Annotated in this window: 9 protein-coding genes; 7 read left to right on the top strand and 2 right to left on the bottom strand. The window is 39.1% G+C overall.

The genetic code is table 11. From position 1 onward, the window contains the following. Positions 1-105 precede the first annotated feature (105 nt). From BMY50_RS09355 to pbpC, 7 genes are all read left to right on the top strand, one after another. The gene (locus tag BMY50_RS09355) at positions 106-2,532 is read left to right on the top strand and encodes a glycosyl hydrolase family 95 catalytic domain-containing protein (RefSeq protein ID WP_093322748.1); all 2,427 of its coding nucleotides are present in this window, start codon (positions 106-108) and stop codon (positions 2,530-2,532) included. A gap of 32 nt (positions 2,533-2,564) precedes the next feature. Further along, positions 2,565-4,847 (top strand): glycosyl hydrolase family 95 catalytic domain-containing protein, encoded by a 2,283-nt coding sequence (locus BMY50_RS09350; protein WP_093322744.1) that lies wholly within the window; start codon positions 2,565-2,567, stop codon positions 4,845-4,847. 153 nt (positions 4,848-5,000) lie between these two features. Beyond that, positions 5,001-5,810: a serine O-acetyltransferase EpsC gene (epsC, locus tag BMY50_RS09345; RefSeq protein ID WP_093322740.1), complete on the top strand. Its 810-nt coding sequence runs from the start codon at positions 5,001-5,003 to the stop codon at positions 5,808-5,810. 37 nt (positions 5,811-5,847) lie between these two features. Beyond that, positions 5,848-6,720, top strand: a complete 873-nt coding sequence (cysM, locus tag BMY50_RS09340) for a cysteine synthase CysM (RefSeq protein WP_093323732.1) — start codon at positions 5,848-5,850, stop codon at positions 6,718-6,720. A 304-nt stretch (positions 6,721-7,024) separates the two neighbouring features. Then, positions 7,025-7,471, top strand: coding sequence for a DoxX family protein (locus BMY50_RS09335; protein ID WP_093322737.1), 447 nt, complete (start codon positions 7,025-7,027; stop codon positions 7,469-7,471). Between the two features lie 462 nt (positions 7,472-7,933). Further along, entirely contained in the window at positions 7,934-13,441 is a 5,508-nt protein-coding gene (locus BMY50_RS09330; RefSeq protein ID WP_093322733.1) for an alpha-2-macroglobulin family protein, read from the top strand. Between the two features lie 149 nt (positions 13,442-13,590). Beyond that, positions 13,591-15,969, top strand: coding sequence for a penicillin-binding protein 1C (gene pbpC / locus BMY50_RS09325; RefSeq protein ID WP_093322729.1), 2,379 nt, complete (start codon positions 13,591-13,593; stop codon positions 15,967-15,969). 73 nt (positions 15,970-16,042) lie between these two features. On the opposite strand, the gene BMY50_RS09320 is transcribed toward pbpC, so the two are convergent. Together BMY50_RS09320 and BMY50_RS09315 are read right to left on the bottom strand one after the other, a co-directional pair. Beyond that, positions 16,043-16,666 carry a response regulator gene (locus BMY50_RS09320; protein ID WP_093322726.1) on the bottom strand — a complete coding sequence of 208 codons (624 nt, stop codon included), beginning with the start codon at positions 16,664-16,666 and terminating at the stop codon, positions 16,043-16,045. Next, positions 16,663-18,651: a tetratricopeptide repeat-containing sensor histidine kinase gene (locus BMY50_RS09315; protein WP_093322722.1), complete on the bottom strand. Its 1,989-nt coding sequence runs from the start codon at positions 18,649-18,651 to the stop codon at positions 16,663-16,665. The genes BMY50_RS09320 and BMY50_RS09315 overlap by 4 nt, the downstream gene beginning before the upstream one ends. Positions 18,652-18,673: the final 22 nt, after the last annotated feature.

The following is an 18,673-nucleotide window of genomic DNA, read 5'->3' as shown; positions in this document are numbered from 1 at the left end:
AGCGTAGCGAAATGGAGCGGTATACTCTGCTCAAAATGATGGTCAAATGATGTTTTTTAGACTACTTCATATGTGTTTTTTTAAATTTAATCTTGTATAGCCGTGATGACTGTAAACCAACCATGCTGGTACTTCTTCTTTTTTCTCATTTTTATTACCTTTCAAAGCAAGGCATCGACCGATCAAAATTCCTACTATGGCATGTATATGGAACAGGCCGCTACCGACTGGCATAATGCTTTACCTGCGGGGAGTGGTGATGTCGGAGCCATGCTTTATGGGAATATATCGGATGAAACAGTCATGCTTAATCATAAGCGATATTTTTATCGTAAAAATCATTTAAATAAGCAAGTGCCTAATTTCTCTATCAACCTTCTCGTAATGAGAAAGATGATGGCTGAAGGTAAGTACAAGGAAGCAGAAGATTTTTACCTGGATAAAATTAAGAAAAGTGGCTATGCTACAAGTTCAACAGGTGAATTCCAACCTGGGTTCGATTTAAAAATAAAACAGCGGTCAAAGGATGTGCCGCAAAAATACAGGCGCCAATTAGATTTTGAAACAGGAGAAGCCTCCGTTTCGTGGCAAGAAGGAGCAACTAATTTCGATCGTTCTTTATTTGTCTCTCGTACGGATGATGCCATTGTTCTTAGGTTATCGGCATCCGAACGACAGGGTTTAACGGTGAATTTTGCGTTGCAACCACATGATCTTAAAGATGCCTATAACAAGGGTGTTTTAACAGCGCCAGAGAAAATAGGACTCACCTTTTCACCCGCTGTAGCAAGTCCTGAAGGCTACATTTTTATAAAGGCTTCACGTAATGATGATGGGCAAGCATTTGGGATGGTGGTGCGGATTGTTGCCGAAAATGGTAACATGCAAGTTGTTAAGTCTCCAGGGCATGATGATATGCTCCAAGTTACGAAGGCAGACAACATAGTGGTGTTGATGAAGATGTTTTATGAAGGAAATGCCCAAAATCAATTTAACCAATTAAAACAGTCGCTCGCATTCATGAAGACCGACTACGATGCTTTATTACAGGAACATACAAAGATTCATAAAGAATTATTTCAGCGAGTGCGATTAGATTTGGCAGCGGGCAAGGACAGGTTATTATCAAATGAACAACTGTTGAAGGATGCTAAAATAAGGGGCATGTCTACCGCTTTGGCCGAACGGATGTTTAATTATGGAAGATATCTATTGATCGCAAGTACAAATCCAAACGGACTGCCTGCGAATTTACAGGGTGTTTGGAATGGCCTCTATTCACCTCCCTGGCAGGGTTCTTTTTTTCTTAACGAAAACTTACAGATGAACTACTGGCAAGCTTTGCAAGGCAATATGCCTGAATTATTATTGTCGGTATTTAATTTGATAGAAGGTGCAATGCCCGACTTCAGAACAAATGCCCGGCAATATTTTGGAACAAGGGGCATCCTTTTTCCAATCAGGATGATTCCGGGTTATGGTTTAAAAACAAAGGCCCTTACCCAAGATGTGAATTGGACCGGTGGGGCGGGGTGGATTGCCCAATTTTATTATGATTATTGGCTTTATACAGGTGATGAAGTATTTCTAAAGGAACGTGCGATTCCATTTATGAAGGAGGTGGCACTGTTTTATGAAGATTTTGTACAGGAGGATGCTCAGGGAAAATTGATGATGATGCCCTCCGATTCGCCCGAAAATATTGCTGGTGGACAAAAAGGCCAAGCAAGTATCAATGCTACTATTGATTTTGCTATTATGAAGGAAGTACTTAACAACCTGTTGGAAGCATGTCAATATTTAAATATTGAACAAGAGCACGTTGTGAAATGGAAAGAGATGCTGGCAAAAATCCCTCCTTATCAGGTAAATGAAGATGGTGCGATAAGGGAATGGATGCATCCTGATTTTAAAGATAATTACCACCATCGGCATCAATCGCATATATATCCCCTATTTCCCGGATTGGAAATCAGCAAAACCAATGATGAGGAACTTTTAAAGGCCTTTAAGACGGCTGTAGATAAGCGGCTGGTTGTAGGGTTAAGCTCGCAAACAGGTTGGTCTTTAGCGCATATGGCCAATATTTATGCACGCCTTCAAAATAGCGAAAGTTTATGGGAGTGCTTAAATCTCCTCCTTCAACACAAAACAGGAGAAAACCTTTTCACTTATCACGATGATTATATTCCAACGGAAACAAGCGCATTAAAATGGCCTCCATTTCAAATTGATGCAAATCTTGGTTTTAGTGCGGCAATGATAGAAGCGTTATTGTTTTCTAATAATCATATGATAAAATTATTACCCGCCTTACCCAAATCATTGCATACAGGCCAAATAAGTGGTGTTAAAAGTCGAGGTGGTTATGAAGTCGATATAAGTTGGGAAAATGGCTCGCTCAAAGAATTGACCATCGTTTCCACTTTAGGAAGGCCTACTCAATTAATTTACGGAGATAAAAAAATCTCTTTGACATTAGGTAAAGGTGAGAAAATGAAATTTGATGGTAACCTTGAGGTAGTTCGTTAAATGGTGCAATATATAAATAGAATGGTTAAGTCATGTTAAAAACGTACTTTATCTTAATCGCTTTCGTTGCAGTTAGTTGTTTATGTGCAACAGCACAGGTTGCTGATTATAAGGCAATATTTACTTCAGCACCGCAAAGAGTACCAACTTCTAAAACACCAGATGCACCATTAGCTGGGAATGGTGATATTGGTTTAACCTTAGGTGGTAAACCAGATAGATTAACATTATATTTTGGAAAGAATGATTTTTGGCGTGCCTATCCCGTATATCCCGGTGGAGGGATTGCTTTACCGGGCGGACTGAATATTTCAATTGCTGAACTGGATGGTGCTTCTTATTATGCGGAGCAGGTGCTGGAGAAGGGAATTATCGAAGCGGAGTTTAAAACGAAGAATATAAAAGTCGACCTTGATGCTTGGGTTGCTGCTACGCATAATAGTGTTGTCATAGAGATCTCTGCTAATAAGGCCTGCAAGGTAAATCTTCAACTATGGGCGAAAGAAGGAAATACCTCCTTGCTAGCCGCTGGAAATAGTGGTGATGTAAAATGGGTTAGTCGTTCTTTTGAGAAGACAGCACTAGTGGAATGGCCTGCTCATGTTGCTTTGGCTATGAAGACTGTTGGAGCTGAGCTAGCGCAAGATCAGTGGCTTAAGCTAAAACCAGGTAAGAAAACATGGGTTACTGTAACGTTGGTTACGAATCAAGACCATTCGGATTGGCTAGAAGAGGCCATTAATAGTGCACAGGCGATGAACGCAAAAACCATACAGCGCATGAAAAATGAACACTTGAACTGGTGGAAACAATTTTGGCGAGGTTCTCACATAGCGATTGGAGACACAACACTTGAGAAATACTACTATGGTTCACAATATTTGTTTGCTTGCTCGTCAAGGGCAGGAAAGTTTGCACCTGGTATTTGGGGGCCGTTTGTTACACAAGACTCTGCTGCTTGGGGAGGTGATTATCACTTAAATTATAACTATCAGGCACCCTATTGGGCATCTTATTCGTCTAATCACCTTAATCAAGTAGAGAATTATGATCAGCCCTTGTTGGATTACATGGCTCACGGACGAGTACATGCAATGGAACGTCTGCACACAAGAGGTCTTTATTATCCTGTAGGTATTGGCCCGAAGGGGTTGGTTACAACACGTTGGCCCCTAACAGCCGAAGAGATGAAAAAACGTTATGGAACAACCGAAAATACAATTGATGGAGGGCTTAAATTTTTAGGTCAAAAAATAAATGCTGTTTTCGGGGTCGGAAATATGCTCATGAGGTTCTATAGTACTTATGACAAAGATTACGCACAAAAAATATATCCATACATGCTGGCATGTGCTGATTTTTGGGAAGATTACTTGGCCTTTGAAAAGGGGAGGTATGTGATTTATATGGACCATTATAATGAAGTAATGCCTAACCTGAAAAATAAAGGACTATGGCGTGATCAGTTAGGAGATGTCAATTCAACTCTCTCTTTAGGTTTAGTGAAAATGCTGTTTAAAGGTATAATGGATGTAAGTGTCTTTTTGAATGAAGATGAGGCAAGAAGAAAGAAATGGCAGCATATACTAACACATTTAAGTAGATTTCCGCTTGGAGAGCTTGATGGCCGGTCAAGCTTGAAAAATGTAGAGAGCAGTCCTTCAGCACATCAGTCGCAAGCCCGAGGCCTGAAACGTGTCTCTATACATGGTTTAATTTTACCGGGAGGTGTTGCGGGGCCTTTAAGCACACCAGAACTCAATACTATTTTACTAGGCGATGTTGCGCATTGGAAAGAGGATATGGGCGAACCAGGAACCTGGGGCAATACCTTGGGAAATGGTGTAGAAACATGTTTCCCTGGAGCGGTTCGGGTTGGCTATGACAATGAAGAAATATTAAAACAATTGAAAGATCGTATTGCGGTAGATGCTTATCCTAATCTGTGGATTAATGCTGCTGGAGGGGGTATCGAAACATTGACTGCCGTTCCGTTGACTATCAATGAAATGCTGCTTCAAAGTTATGAAGGGACGTTACGACTATTTCCAAATTGGAACAGGCACAAAGATGCTAGTTTTGTGAACCTGAGGGCCTACGGCGCATTTTTGGTAAGCGCTTCTTTAAAAAACAAGTATGTTACTAGCTTGAGGCTATTTAGTGAAAAAGGAAGAAATTGTAAGATGGAAAATCCTTGGCAATCTGCAAAAGTGCAATTAACGCGGAATGGCAGGAAAGCAGAGGTATTATCGGGTGATTTATTGCAGTTTGAAACAACCAAAAATGAGACAGTTGAGCTGATGGGCATAGACTGATTTCTATTAAAATCTCCAATAAAAGAGTAGTGCATTTATGTGCAAATAGAGAAAAAAATACAAATATTATACTTAACAAACAAAAGTGTTAGAAGAAATGCAATAAATTTCCGTCCTTTACAGAATAAAATCTATTATTCTAATAAAACCAAAATGGGCGAAGAATTTCTTCAGCATTTATACGAAAAGCAGCGGCATGTAGAGGCGGTCCCTTCTAATAAGATTATAGCAGAATGGGCATTTAATCTACTGGATTTAATTTATCCTGAGCGGGTGGCTTCTCCTAGCTATACCTTAAGTGAAATAAGAACCCGTTTTCTTCAGTTGGAAAATGAGCTGGTTCGACTTATGGACGCAACAAAAGCTTGTAAAGAATGTAATAATCAATCTATTGCGAGACGTTTTTTCGAAGATGTGCCCGAATTATATAGGATCATGAATACCGATGTCGAAGCTATTTTAAATGGTGATCCGGCATCTATCAGCACTTTCGAAATCATACGTACTTATCCTGGGTTTTTAACCATTTCATTATACAGGATTGCACATGCGCTGCTAAAATTAGAAGTTCCGCTTATTCCGCGTATACTTACAGAACATGCGCATTCTCTTACAGGTATTGATATTCATCCAGGTGCTCAGGTTGGTGAATATTTGTATATAGACCATGGAACCGGTATTGTAATAGGTGAAACAACTGTAATAGGAAATCATGTAAAGCTTTATCAAGGGGTAACCTTAGGAGCCCTTAGTGTTGAAAAGTTTATGGCCAATACCAAGAGGCATCCCACTTTAGAGGATCATGTAATTATTTATGCGGGTGCTACAATTTTGGGAGGAGATACTGTTATTGGCCATGATTGTGTTATAGGAGGAAATGTCTGGATTACAAAAAGTGTTCCGCCAGGTTCTACCGTATATCACCAATCAACTATAAAAGTCATAGAGCCGAACCGAGCATAAGCTTTCAAAGAGATGCAGTTTTAAATAACAGTAAATGATGGGAAATATTATAACATATATAGGGAATACTCCGCTTGTAGAACTTCAACGCTTAAATCCAAACCCAAAGGTGCGTATCTTTGTCAAACTTGAAGGAAATAACCCCGGTGGAAGCGTAAAAGATAGAGCTGCCCTTAATATGATAAAGAGTGCGATGGAGCGTGGGGAAATTAAAGAAGGAACCCGTTTAGTTGAAGCAACTAGTGGTAATACAGGGATAGCCCTTGCCATGATTGCAGCGATATATGGCCTAGAAATTGAGTTGGTAATGCCTTCTAGTTCAACAAGAGAGCGTACCTTAACCATGGAAGCGTATGGGGCAAAAGTAACGCTTCTTGAATCTATAGAGGCTTGTAGGGATTATGCAGAAGAAAAGGCCACTGAAAAAGGTTATTTTGTTTTAAATCAGTTTGCAAATCCCGATAATTATTTAGCGCATTACCATACTACTGGTCCGGAAATATGGAAAGATACCAACGGACAGATTACTCATTTTGTAAGTGCAATGGGTACAACAGGAAGTATTATGGGCAATTCTATGTTCTTGAAGGAAAAAAATCCAGCTATTCAGATAATTGGCTGCCAACCTACGGAAGAATCTTCTATTCCAGGGATTAGGCGCTGGCCAATAGAGTACCTGCCAAAAATTTATGATCCAAAACGGGTAGATCGAGTAATAGATATTTCACAACAGGATGCTACCTTTCAAGCCAGGCAAATGGCCAAGGAAGAAGGTATATTTGTGGGAATGAGTACGGGGGGGGCACTATCTGCTTCACTGCAAATAGCCAGTGAGTTGGAATCTGGTTTAATTGTTTTCATCGCTTGTGATAGAGGTGATCGCTATTTAAGCAGCGATCTTTTTGGGTAAATTGGGATAATAGTAAATAGTTGAGTAGTTAAATAGTTTTGAGTAGTTAAATAGTCGAGTAGATATTGGTTAAATCGTTGGGCAGTGATCGGTAATTGACGCAAGAATAACTGGTACTTTATACGCACAGCTCGGAACTGATAACTCGTAACTCCTATAATCTTGATACTTGTTACTTACATCTTGATATCTCGATACCAAACCAATAACCAATAACTAACAACCAATAACTTAACTCAAATAAATTCGTTTTTCCGATTTTATTTTCCTTATCTTTATATAACCAATTAGAAAGGAGGTTATCATGAACCTAATCCATAGGATAGAACTTTGGGGTGATAGACATCATCCCCGCTGGCTAGATATAATGCGCATTATATTAGGTGTGGTGATTTTTGCAAAAGGCGTAAGCTTTATTGCGGATACTGATTCTGTAGCTCGGCTAATGGAAAGCACGAATTTTCAATTATCTATATGGTCTGCGGTACATTACATTGCTTTCGCGCATTTAGTTGGTGGAATATTTATTGCGCTTGGGCTGGTGACAAGGGTAGCTGTGGCTTTTCAATTACCCATTCTTTTTGGAGCTGTCTTTTTTGTAAATATTACAAACGGATTTAGCTTCATGAACTCGGAATTTTGGCTATCGCTTGTAGCGCTCATATTATTGTTAGTGTTCTTCGTTATTGGATCTGGCCCTTATTCTTTAGATCATGAAATGAGAAGACCAGGATCCAAGCGTTGGTTTTAAATACCTATTTTCAGGTATTTCTTATGAACGGCGTTTGTTTTAGCTTTGTTGATTGTAATAAAGCTGTTAAAATGATTTTTAATAATATAATTTCATAACATGGACTAAGCTACCTTCTACGGGAGGTGGCTTTTTTTATGAAACAAAGGAGGGTTATAAATTGGGGTCTATGTATATTGCTGCCTTAACTCTTTTATTTCCGCAATAAAATTAGTTCTTCAATAGTAGCGAGAAGATCGATAACGGCTTTAGCCCTCATGAAAAATAATTATTTATTCACAAATTTTAATTGGCTTTTGTGTTCATGAGCCCTTCGGGGTTTATTCATCAAAGGCTCCATCTGACCACTAAACCGCCGAAGGCAGCATGAACCGAGCTCATGAATGCCTTTGAAAATAAATACTTTTGAATAATGCCTTTAGAAGCACGCAATAATGAATAAATAAACAAAAAAATAAACAGATGAAAAGAACTAAATACCTCATAGCTTGTTTGGCATTTCTAATGCTTTCTTGTAATAAAAAAAATGCGGGTGATTTTAACTCAGACTTTTCTTTGTTCAAGAAGTACATTATTGAATTTACCTCGGGAGTTGTTTCATCAGAATCGGACGTTCGTGTGGTGTTAGCATTCAACAAAAAAGAATGGACCCCGAATCAGGAATTAGATAAAAGTCTTTTCAAAATAAATCCGAAAATGGAAGGGAAAGTCATTGCTCTTTCTCAAAACACATTGGTTTTTAAACCGAAGGAACGCCTTAAACAGGATACCGAATATCAGGTCTCTCTAAACCTCGGCGATATTATCGATGTCCCTAAAGAGCTGGCCACTTTCAATTTTACTGTAAAAACCATTAAGCAAGACTTTGTAGTGGTCACAAAAGAACTGCAATCATATAATCAAGACTGGCAGTTCCTAAATGCTACACTTCGCACCAGCGATAATTTAGATGCTAGATCAGCTGCTAAACTTGTTTATGCTGAACAAGAAGGTAAACGCCTACCTGTTCGTTTTGACGCTGTAAAATCTGGATCGGAATTCCGCTTTATTATCGATAGTATACGAAGGCCAAAAACGGATGGTAAAATTAAGATAGCCTGGAATGGTGATGACTTGGATATTGAACAAAAGGGGGAGGAGACTTTTGACATTGCCGCTAAAGGTAACTTTAAGGTGTTAAAAACATCTATAGCAGAAGATAATGGGCAAATGCTGCTGGTGAATTTTTCTGATCCGCTTAAGAAAAACCAGAATTTTGAGGGTTTGGTGACAATCGACTCTGCACGGAACCTTACCTATGCCGTTGATGGAAATGTGCTAAAGGTTTTTTCTGGAGATATCATCAAAGGAGAGCGTCTATTGGAAGTTTTTCAAGGTATTGAAAATACTGAAGGACAGAAGTTGAAAAAAGGCTATGCTAAAAAAATAATATTTGAGCAGACTAAACCAGGCGTTCGTATGCTTAAAAACGGTACGCTGCTGCCCAGCTCAAATAATCTGAAGATCAACTTTGAAGCTGCAAATTTAAAAGCCATAGATGTAAAGATTTATAAGATTTATCAAGATAACATCTTACAGTTCCTACAAGATAATGAAATAAATGGGAACTATAATCTGAGAAAGGTGGCATTACCAATTGCCAAAAAAAGATTAGCCTTAACGCAGAATAAATTATATAATAATGGAAAATGGAATGTTTTTGCCTTAGACTTATCTGAATTGATAAAACCAGATCCCGGAGCGATCTATCATGTGGAATTTAGTTATAAGAAGGCATATTCTATCTATCCATGCGGTAACACCTCGCCTGTAGATGAACCAGATACAAATGATGAAGTAGATTTAGAAGAGGAACAGGAGAATGAACGGGGCAATGTAGATGGAGATTACCCTTATTATGATGATTATAACTGGCAAGAAAGGGAAGACCCTTGTTCGAACTCCTATTATTATTATGATAATAAAGTATCAACTAATGTATTGGCTACAGATTTAGGCGTGATTGCTAAAATGGGTAAAAATGGCAGTTACTTCTTTGCAGTAAACAATATCGTTACGACTAAACCAATAGCAGGGGCAGTAATTGCTTTGTACGATTATCAAAAGCAAAAGGTCGGTGAAATAAATACCGATAAGGAGGGGACTGCTACATTAGAGCATATAAAACGTGGTTATTTTGTTGTTGTAAAAGAAGGTAATAATAGTACTTATGTCAAACTGGATGAAGGACTTTCGTTGTCGCTTAGCAATTTTGATGTTTCAGGCAATGAATTACAAAAAGGTTTAAAAGGGTTTATCTATGGAGAGCGTGGTGTTTGGAGGCCTGGTGATACCCTGCACCTTTCGTTTATGTTAAATGACCAGGCTAATAAACTGCCATCAACACATCCAGTAAAGTTACGCCTAACAGATCCTAATGGTAAATTGGTTAACCAACAGGTGCAGAAATACAATGAGCATAATCACTATAGTTTTACAGTACCTACTAAACAGGAAGCACCAACGGGCAATTGGGAAGCGGTGATAAGTGTTGGCGGGGCTAAATTTTATAAACAAATTAAAGTAGAAACAATTAAGCCTAATAGGCTGAAGATTAAAAACAATCTGGCAGGAAAAATATTATCTGCCAATCAGAACACGACGGATCAGATAGCCGTGTTTTGGTTACATGGAGCGATTGCCAAAAATCTCAAAGCAGAAATGCAGGCAAAGTTTTACCAGATGAAAACGAGCTTCAAAGGGTTCAACAATTATGTGTTTGATGACCCGGCCCGTAACTTTAGTACAGAAGAAATCAATGTATTTTCGGGTAATCTAGATGAAGCTGGAAAGGCAACCATAGGCATTAAGCCGCAACTCCATGGGCAAGCTCCGGGCATGTTAAAAGCAGCGTTTATAACAAAGGTTTATGAAAATGGCGGTGATTTCAGTACGGACGTAGCAGCCGCTACGTATTCACCATATCATACCTATTTAGGTCTTAAATCACCTGAGCCAAATAAGTATGGCATGCTAGAGACAGGCAAGTTAAATCGTTTTGACATCGTCTCTGTGGATGAACATGGAAAACCGAAAGCCACTGCAAATATTGAAGTGAAGGTTTATAAAGTTGAATGGCGTTGGTGGTGGGATGCATCAAATGATAACTTATCTAGTTTTAGTGCCGCGTCAAGTAAAACACCTGCCGAAAGTTTTAAAGTGAGCACTGGCGCAAATGGGAAAACGAGCATACAATTTACCATCAATGAAAATGATTGGGGCAGGTATTTTATTCATGTAACAGACTTGGATGGAGGACATGCTACTGGGGAAACGGTCTTGATAGATTGGCCTTATTGGTCGGCCAAAACCAAGAACACAGATGGGACCAACGCTAACATGCTGGTGTTTTCGACAGATAAAACAAGCTATAATGTAGGAGAAAAAATGAAAATTTCGTTCCCTTCAAGTGTGGGAAGTAGGGCCTTGGTATCTATTGAAAATGGATCGCAGGTAATAGAAACGCATTGGGTAGAAACTCAAAAAGGAGAAACACAATTAGAAGTACCTATTAGCGCCAAAATGGCTCCCAATGTGTATGTTAATATTTCATTGCTACAACCACATGCATCTACGCTAAACGATGCGCCAATCCGGCTGTATGGTATCATTCCGGTTGAGGTGTTAGATAAGGAAACGATTTTAGAGCCTTTGCTCTCAATGCCGGATGTGCTCAGACCGGAGCAAACAGTTAATATCAATATTAAAGAAAAGAAGGGTAGCGCCATGACTTACACTGTGGCTATCGTAGATGAAGGATTGCTAGATCTTACGCGTTTTAAAACACCGAATGCCTGGAATAAATTTTATGCGCGAGAGGCGTTAGGCGTTAAAACCTGGGATGTGTATAATGATGTAATTGGTGCATATGGTGGAAAGGTTAATCAGGTGTTCAGCATTGGTGGAGACGAAGATATTGGTGGAGGAGAAGCAAAAAATGCCGATCGCTTTAAACCTGTAGTTATCTATTTAGGCCCTTTTAATCTTCCGAAGAATGGAAGTAATACCCATAAGGTGAAGATACCCAATTATATTGGATCTGTTAGAACAATGGTAGTGGCAGGAGATGTAACCAAGAGCGCCTATGGCAGTACAGAAAAAGCGAGTCCTGTTCGAAGTCCGTTAATGGTATTGGCGTCTTTACCAAGAAAAATATCTCCATCTGAAAAGGTTACTCTGCCTGTTACCTTGTTTGCTATGGAGAATCACGTTAAAAATGCTACCGTTGAAGTCAAAACAAGTAAAGGACTCAAAATTATAGGTGGAAATACCAATACGGTAAGTTTTGCTCAACCGGAAGAAAAGATGGTTTACTTTGATTTGGAAGTAGGGGATGGTACAGGCATTGGCAAAATAGAAGTAATTGCTACTTCCGGCAAAGAGAGGTCTTCTTATCCGGTGGAAATAGATATTACAAATCCTAATCCGGTTACTAATGACTATAAAGAACTGGTGTTGAAAGCGAATGAACAAAGAACAATTAACTGGGAAACTTTTGGCGTAACCGGTAGCAACGCAGCACGACTAGAGGTCTCATCCTTCCCTTCTATCGATTTTAATAGCCGTTTGAATTACCTGATCCAATACCCACATGGTTGTTTAGAACAAACTACTTCGAGTGTTTTTCCACAGCTGTATATCAATGATGTGATAGATCTAGATAAGAGCAAGCAAGAAAGCATTCAACGAAATGTGGTTGCTGGTATTAATAAGTTAGCTAATTTTCAACTGACGAATGGTGGGTTCGCTTATTGGTCTGGATTAACTGTGGCTGATGATTGGTCGACTTCCTATGCGGGGCACTTCTTAATCGAAGCGGAAGCAAAGGGGTATATATTGCCTGTTGACTTTAAGGGTAAGTGGATCGCTTATCAACAAAAAGCTTCGAAGCAATGGCGAATAGAAACACATCAAGGAAGTGATTTCGCGCAAGCATACCGTTTGTATACGCTTGCTTTAGCGGGATCTCCCGATTTAGCCTCCATGAATCGTTTACGTGAAACGGTGGGTATTTCTAACGAAACGCGCTTACGGTTGGCGGCGGCATATGTCATTGCGGGACAAAAAAATGCAGGTAATGATTTGTTAAGTAAAAGTAGTATCGATAATACCAATAGTACTTATAGTTATTTCTACTACGGTTCGCCGGAACGCAATAGAGCGATGGCGCTGGAAACCTTGCTTTTGTTGAAGCAAACGGCGAAAGCATTTCCTTTGGCCACGAAGATTGCAAAAGATCTGTCATCAGGCACGTGGATGAGTACGCAAACTACTTCCTATAGCTTATATGCAATATCAAGATTTGCAAAAATGAATGGAGGCAAGGGGGTGAATGTACAGTATACAGCTAATGGTAAGAATCAACAGATTCAAACAGCAAAAGCTTTTGCAGATCGGAAGCTAGAGGTAAAAACAGGAGCTAATAGCATTGTCTTGAAGAATAAAGATAAAAATACAATCTATGTAAAGGTGTTGAATAGTGGCGTACTTCCGGTTGGCCGAGAACAGGTAATACAACGCAACTTGAGTGCTACTCTGCAATTTAAAAATAGAAAAGGGGATGCAATAGATATTACGTCTCTTAACCAAGGAACCGAATTTATTGCATTTGTCACGGTGAAAAACCAAAGTTTAGATCGCGTAGAAAACATTGCACTTACGCAGATTATCCCTTCGGGATGGGAAATTGTAAATACACGCTACACAGATTATGGCGCTTTCGGACAAAATAAAGCTGATTATATGGATATTAGAGACGACAGAACTTCCTTCTATTTTGCGCTGAATGGCAGTGAAAGTCGTACTTTCCAAATTCTACTGAATGCTTCTTATTTAGGGAGATATTATTTGCCTGGCATTCAATGTGAAGCGATGTATGATAACTCATTCCTGGTAAGAACAAAAGGACAGTGGGTTCAGGTGGCCAGGTAGTTGTGCGTTGTGCGTTACCAGTTGTAAGATCAAGTGGATAGATGAACGATAAAATTTAAGTATCATCAGGGAATTTTATGTGGGTTTGAATCTTTAGCGAAAGTCAGATCGACTTGATGTTGATTAAGCCGTCGGAGCATCATAAATAAATGTTACTGAAAAAACTAAAAGATAAATTAAATATCCTTAAAAATTGGATGTTTCACAACAAAGTGAAAAGCATCTTAATGTTATTCATATTAGGAGTATACTATTTCTGTCTTCCAAGAACCTTATTCGACACGCCTTATGTTACTGTACTGGAGAGTGCAGAAGGTGAATTGCTGGGGGCGAAAATAGCAAGGGATGGACAATGGCGATTTCCAGAACAGGATACGATACCGGAAAAATTTAAGCACTGTATTGTAAATTACGAAGATCAGTATTTTTACCACCATCTAGGTTTTAATCCAGTGGCGATGGTGAAGGCTTTTATGCAAAATAATAAGGCTAAAAGAATTGTTAGGGGAGGAAGTACCATAACACAACAGGTAATCCGCCTCTCGAGAGAACATAAGCGGCGGACATATTTTGAAAAGCTTGTTGAGCTGATATTGGCTACGCGACTCGAGTTACGTTATAGTAAAGATAAAATACTGAACCTCTACAGTGCGCATGCTCCCTTTGGCGGGAATGTAGTTGGTCTGGAAATGGCTTCATGGCGTTATTTTGGCGTAAAGCCGAATCAGCTTTCATGGGCGGAGACAGCGACGTTAACAGTGCTCCCAAACGCACCTAGTTTAATATATCCAGGTAAAAATCAATCTGTTCTGCGTAAGAAACGTAATGGCCTATTGTACAAACTATATGAGAGGAATATAATAGACTCGCTTACTTATGCCCTATCATTAGAAGAGGCCTTACCTCAAAAACCTTTTAATTTACCACAAATAGCACCTCATCTATTAAGTAAAGTAACGCAAACCAACGAGGGGAAACGGCTACAGTCGACCCTTAAAATGGAGTTACAGCAAAGGGTAAACCAATTAGCGTCGCATTATTATTTACAGTATAAGCAAAATGAGGTTTATAATTTGGCCGTTTTGGTAATAGATGTAAAAAGTAGGAACGTGCTTGCTTATGTAGGTAATGCTCCAACCGATCAGTGGCATCAAAAGGATGTTGATATTATAAGCGCACCAAGGAGTACAGGCAGCATCCTGAAACCGTTGCTTTATGCAGGCATGTTAAACAATGGGAAAATATTGCCTAATACACTGGTTGCAGATGTGCCTACGCAGATAGCGGGTTATAGTCCGGAAAATTTCAATCGAACGTATGATGGAGCGGTTCCAGCACATATGGCACTTTCCCGCTCGTTAAATATACCCAGTGTGCTGATGCTTCAACAATATGGGATCTATAAGTTTTATGAGGAACTCCAACATTTTGGTCTGAAAAACATTAATAAGCATCCTAATCATTATGGATTATCGCTTATTTTAGGAGGTGCCGAGTCTAATCTTTGGGATCTCTGCAAAACGTATGCTAATCTTTCTTCAACGCTTAATTATTATAATACCAAAGAAGCATACAGAGCAAATGAATTTTCGGATTTAAATATTTATGCCAAAACGAAGCTGGATTTTGGCAGTATTAAACAGCAAGAGCCTGTATTGGGCGCCGGATCGATATGGTTAACATACAATGCTATGAAGGAAGTAAACCGACCAGAAGGTGATGAAGCTTGGAGATTTTATGACTCTGCTTTGGAAATTGCCTGGAAAACAGGAACTAGTTTTGGTAATCGGGATGCTTGGGCTATTGGCACTACGAAAGATTATGTTGTTGGGGTATGGGTGGGTAATGCCACAGGAGAGGGTAGGCCTCAGCTTACAGGTGTAGGAAATGCAGCACCATTGCTCTTTGATGTATTTAGGTTATTGCCAAGGTCTAGCTGGTTTGTTACACCATTCGGTAACCTGGTGGAGGAGGACCTTTGTGCCATAAGTGGAAGTTTAGCGCAAGATAATTGTCCCAAAATAAAAGCATTGATTCCTGTAAATGGTCTTCGCACAAAAACCTGTTCATACCATCAGCTCATACATTTAGATCAAACTGAACGATATAGGGTGAACAGCGGATGCGAACCTGTCGATAAAATTATTAATAAGGTATGGTTTGTTTTGCCTCCTGTGATGGAGTGGTATTATAAGAGTAAACATGCGGATTACCAGGTGTTACCTCCGTACAGAGAGGATTGCATTATTTCCTCCAGTATAAGCATGGACTTTATTTATCCGAAAGATTTTGATAGTAAGATATACCTAACGAAGGATTTTAGCGGTGAGGTACAGCCTTTTATATTAAAAGTAGCGCATACCCAACCTAAAATGAAGTTGTTTTGGTATGCAAATAATGAATTTTTAGGATCTACGCAGACTTTTCATGAAATGCCACTTAAAGTGAAGTCAGGCTTGTATTTTATTACTGTAACGGATGAGGCCGGATATGAAATTAACCGGAGAATAGAAATAATTAACGAATAGGTTATTTTACAATTAACAAGACTCGTCTGTTAGGTGCTGTTGAGTCTTGTTAATTGTAAAAGGGCTCTTCCAACTACAGCAGTCTATAGTCGGTAGCGAGTTTAATGACCGAGATGATATTGCCCACTTCAAACTTTTCCATCAACTTCTTTCTGTGGCTTTCTACTGTATGAGGACTAATAAATAGTTTATCGGCAACTTGTTGCGTGGTTAATCCCTTACCTATTAGCTGTAACACTTCCTTTTCTCTTCTCGTAATAAGTGGAACCGTTATATGCTGGTCTGCCTCGGCATTTGTCATGGTAGCACGGGTGGCAGAACAAAGATACTTGTGCCCACGAGCTACTTCATGAATGGCTTCCAAAATCTCATTGCCAGGAGCATTTTTGATGACATAACCGAGTGCCCCATTTTGCAGCATACTTCGAATAACCGCGTGTTCGTTATGTAAACTCAGGGCTATTATCTTTAATTGAGGATAGAGTTTTTTCAAATCGTTACATAAATTAATGCCATTCATGTCAGGTAAATTTATATCCAGCAGAATAACCTCGGTTTCCAGCTTCTTTAAGGCATCTAGTGCCTCCTGGCCCGTTTTATAGGCACCGACTAATTCAATATCGGCATGATTGAAAAATAAATTCTGAAGTCCATCTATCACGATGGGATGATCATCGATTATAATAACTTTTATCATGATGTTATAATGCATTCTATGGTGAAAGTTGTTCCATTGCCAGGCTCAGAATGTATGTCAAGCTCACCGTCGATATACTCAATTCTTGACATTATATTTGTTAATCCGCTACCGGCTCGGTTTTTTAGTAAAAGGCTTTTGTCAAAGCCTTTTCCATTATCTTCTATTGTTAAGGTCACTTTGTTATCACTTTTCAAAAGCTGTACAAAGATAGTTGTCGCCTGTGCATGCTTAATGGCATTTGTTACCAATTCTTGCATAATCCTATATAAAATCAGTTCTTTATCTTGGCTTAGATCCTTGCTATAGTGAAATAGCTGGCATAAGAGCTGTACACCCTTGTTACGCATTCGAGCGCAATACGATTTAATTGCCTCTCCTAATCCGTATTTGATGAGCGTTTCAGGCATCAGATTCTGCGATATAAACCTTAACTCGTCAACGGCATAATCTATTCTGTTTAACGTATCTGTGGCAAGGAGCTGATCTGTTACATCTGTTTTAAAGGTGCCTGAAAGTTCAATTTTCAAGGCCGATAAAAATCCCCCAAGTCCATCATGTAAATCACGAGCTATTCTTGTTCTTTCTGATTCCTGTCCATCAAGCATTGCAGAAAGGAGGGAGATTTTGTTTTTCTGACCAATTTTCTCCATCTCTAATTGATGGAGTTGTTTATGCTGCCTTAATTGCTTTTTATGATGACGATTAAACTGAAAATACAAGATAACTAAGGTTAACAATAGAAGAGACACCGCTGTTAATAGACCTGTATAAAGGCCGTTTTTTTGAAGCGCAAATGACTTAACTTCATTGTCATGCTGTAATTGAAGTATTTGCCGCTCTTTATCAGCAGCTTCAAATTTTTGTGCTATTTCATTCAGGTTAGAAGTCTTTTCAGATGTTTGGATACTGTCAGATAATACGGTGTATGTGCGCATGGCTTGATAAGCTTCCCTATAGCGGCCAAGCTTTCCATTAATTTCAGCAATGCTTTCAAGCATACCTAAATAGTTATTCTTAGCATCTAACCTCAAATGATAGTTCGCTTCTGCGTACCTTAGGGCAAGAGGGTAATTACCTGTTGCTTGGTTAATTTTAACCAATGTGCCTAACAAATTGCTTTGTGCGAGTGCGTCATTCTCCTTTTTCGCAATGGACAGGCCATTCAAAAGATCCTTTTCTGCTCGTTTGTATTGCTTCTTTTCATAGGCATAAAGACCACAGTAGTTATAATACCATGCCCAAACCTCTTGGCGATCATTGGCCTTCAACATATTTTTTTTTGCTTCATCAAGGTAGGGGGGCATTAAATCTATCCGATCCCGGCGATAATTGCAAGCGGCTAGATTAATAAACGAATAGGCGAAGCGTGCATATTGCCGCGGTTCAATTAGTTTTACTGAAACACTTTTTTTGAAATAGTCGATTGCTTTTTCGTAGGCCGAAATGTTCATAAACCAGACACCTATATTATTGTAAATATTTCCTAAGGTTACCTGATCGCCCACCTTCTCTGCTAATGGAATTAGCGATAGTGCTTCCTTCAATGCTTCATTTGGGTTTTCTTTTGCTCTTAAACTTAAATAATTTTGTTTTATGAGTAATAATAGCTTCTGATTGCGCGTATTAGCAGCATCTTTAGTCAACAGTATTTCTGCCTTTTTGTAAAAACTTTTTGCCCTATCTATAATGTTATAAAACTGATTAAATCTACCAATAGCGGTATATACATTTGCTATATAATATGGGTCTCCTGACTTGATGGCATATTTTAAAGCTTCTTGTAAGGTCTTCGAGCCTATTAAGCTATCGGAAGAACTGAGTTGATTGCCTATGCTTACAAGTAAATGTGATTTTGTGGTGTCTGATGTCGCAAACTTAAGTTCATTCCGTAAACTGTCTACCAGGGAGGATGACTGTTTTTGTAGGCCTGAGGAAAATGCAGGGATGATAGTTAACAACCATAAAACAATTATCTTTAGCATGAACCCGATATTTGTTGCAAGT

It is taken from the genome of Olivibacter domesticus (assembly GCF_900109575.1).
Lineage (GTDB): Bacteria > Bacteroidota > Bacteroidia > Sphingobacteriales > Sphingobacteriaceae > Olivibacter > Olivibacter domesticus.
This window is presented reverse-complemented; position numbering and strand designations above follow the sequence as displayed.

Coding starts and splice junctions, on each gene's coding strand:
- BMY50_RS09355 (WP_093322748.1), top strand. CDS start 106: ATGACTGTAAACCAACCATGCTGGTACTTCTTCTTTTTTCTCATTTTT.
- BMY50_RS09350 (WP_093322744.1), top strand. CDS start 2,565: ATGTTAAAAACGTACTTTATCTTAATCGCTTTCGTTGCAGTTAGTTGT.
- epsC (WP_093322740.1), top strand. CDS start 5,001: ATGGGCGAAGAATTTCTTCAGCATTTATACGAAAAGCAGCGGCATGTA.
- cysM (WP_093323732.1), top strand. CDS start 5,848: ATGGGAAATATTATAACATATATAGGGAATACTCCGCTTGTAGAACTT.
- BMY50_RS09335 (WP_093322737.1), top strand. CDS start 7,025: ATGAACCTAATCCATAGGATAGAACTTTGGGGTGATAGACATCATCCC.
- BMY50_RS09330 (WP_093322733.1), top strand. CDS start 7,934: ATGAAAAGAACTAAATACCTCATAGCTTGTTTGGCATTTCTAATGCTT.
- pbpC (WP_093322729.1), top strand. CDS start 13,591: ATGTTACTGAAAAAACTAAAAGATAAATTAAATATCCTTAAAAATTGG.
- BMY50_RS09320 (WP_093322726.1), bottom strand. CDS start 16,666: ATGATAAAAGTTATTATAATCGATGATCATCCCATCGTGATAGATGGA.
- BMY50_RS09315 (WP_093322722.1), bottom strand. CDS start 18,651: ATGCTAAAGATAATTGTTTTATGGTTGTTAACTATCATCCCTGCATTT.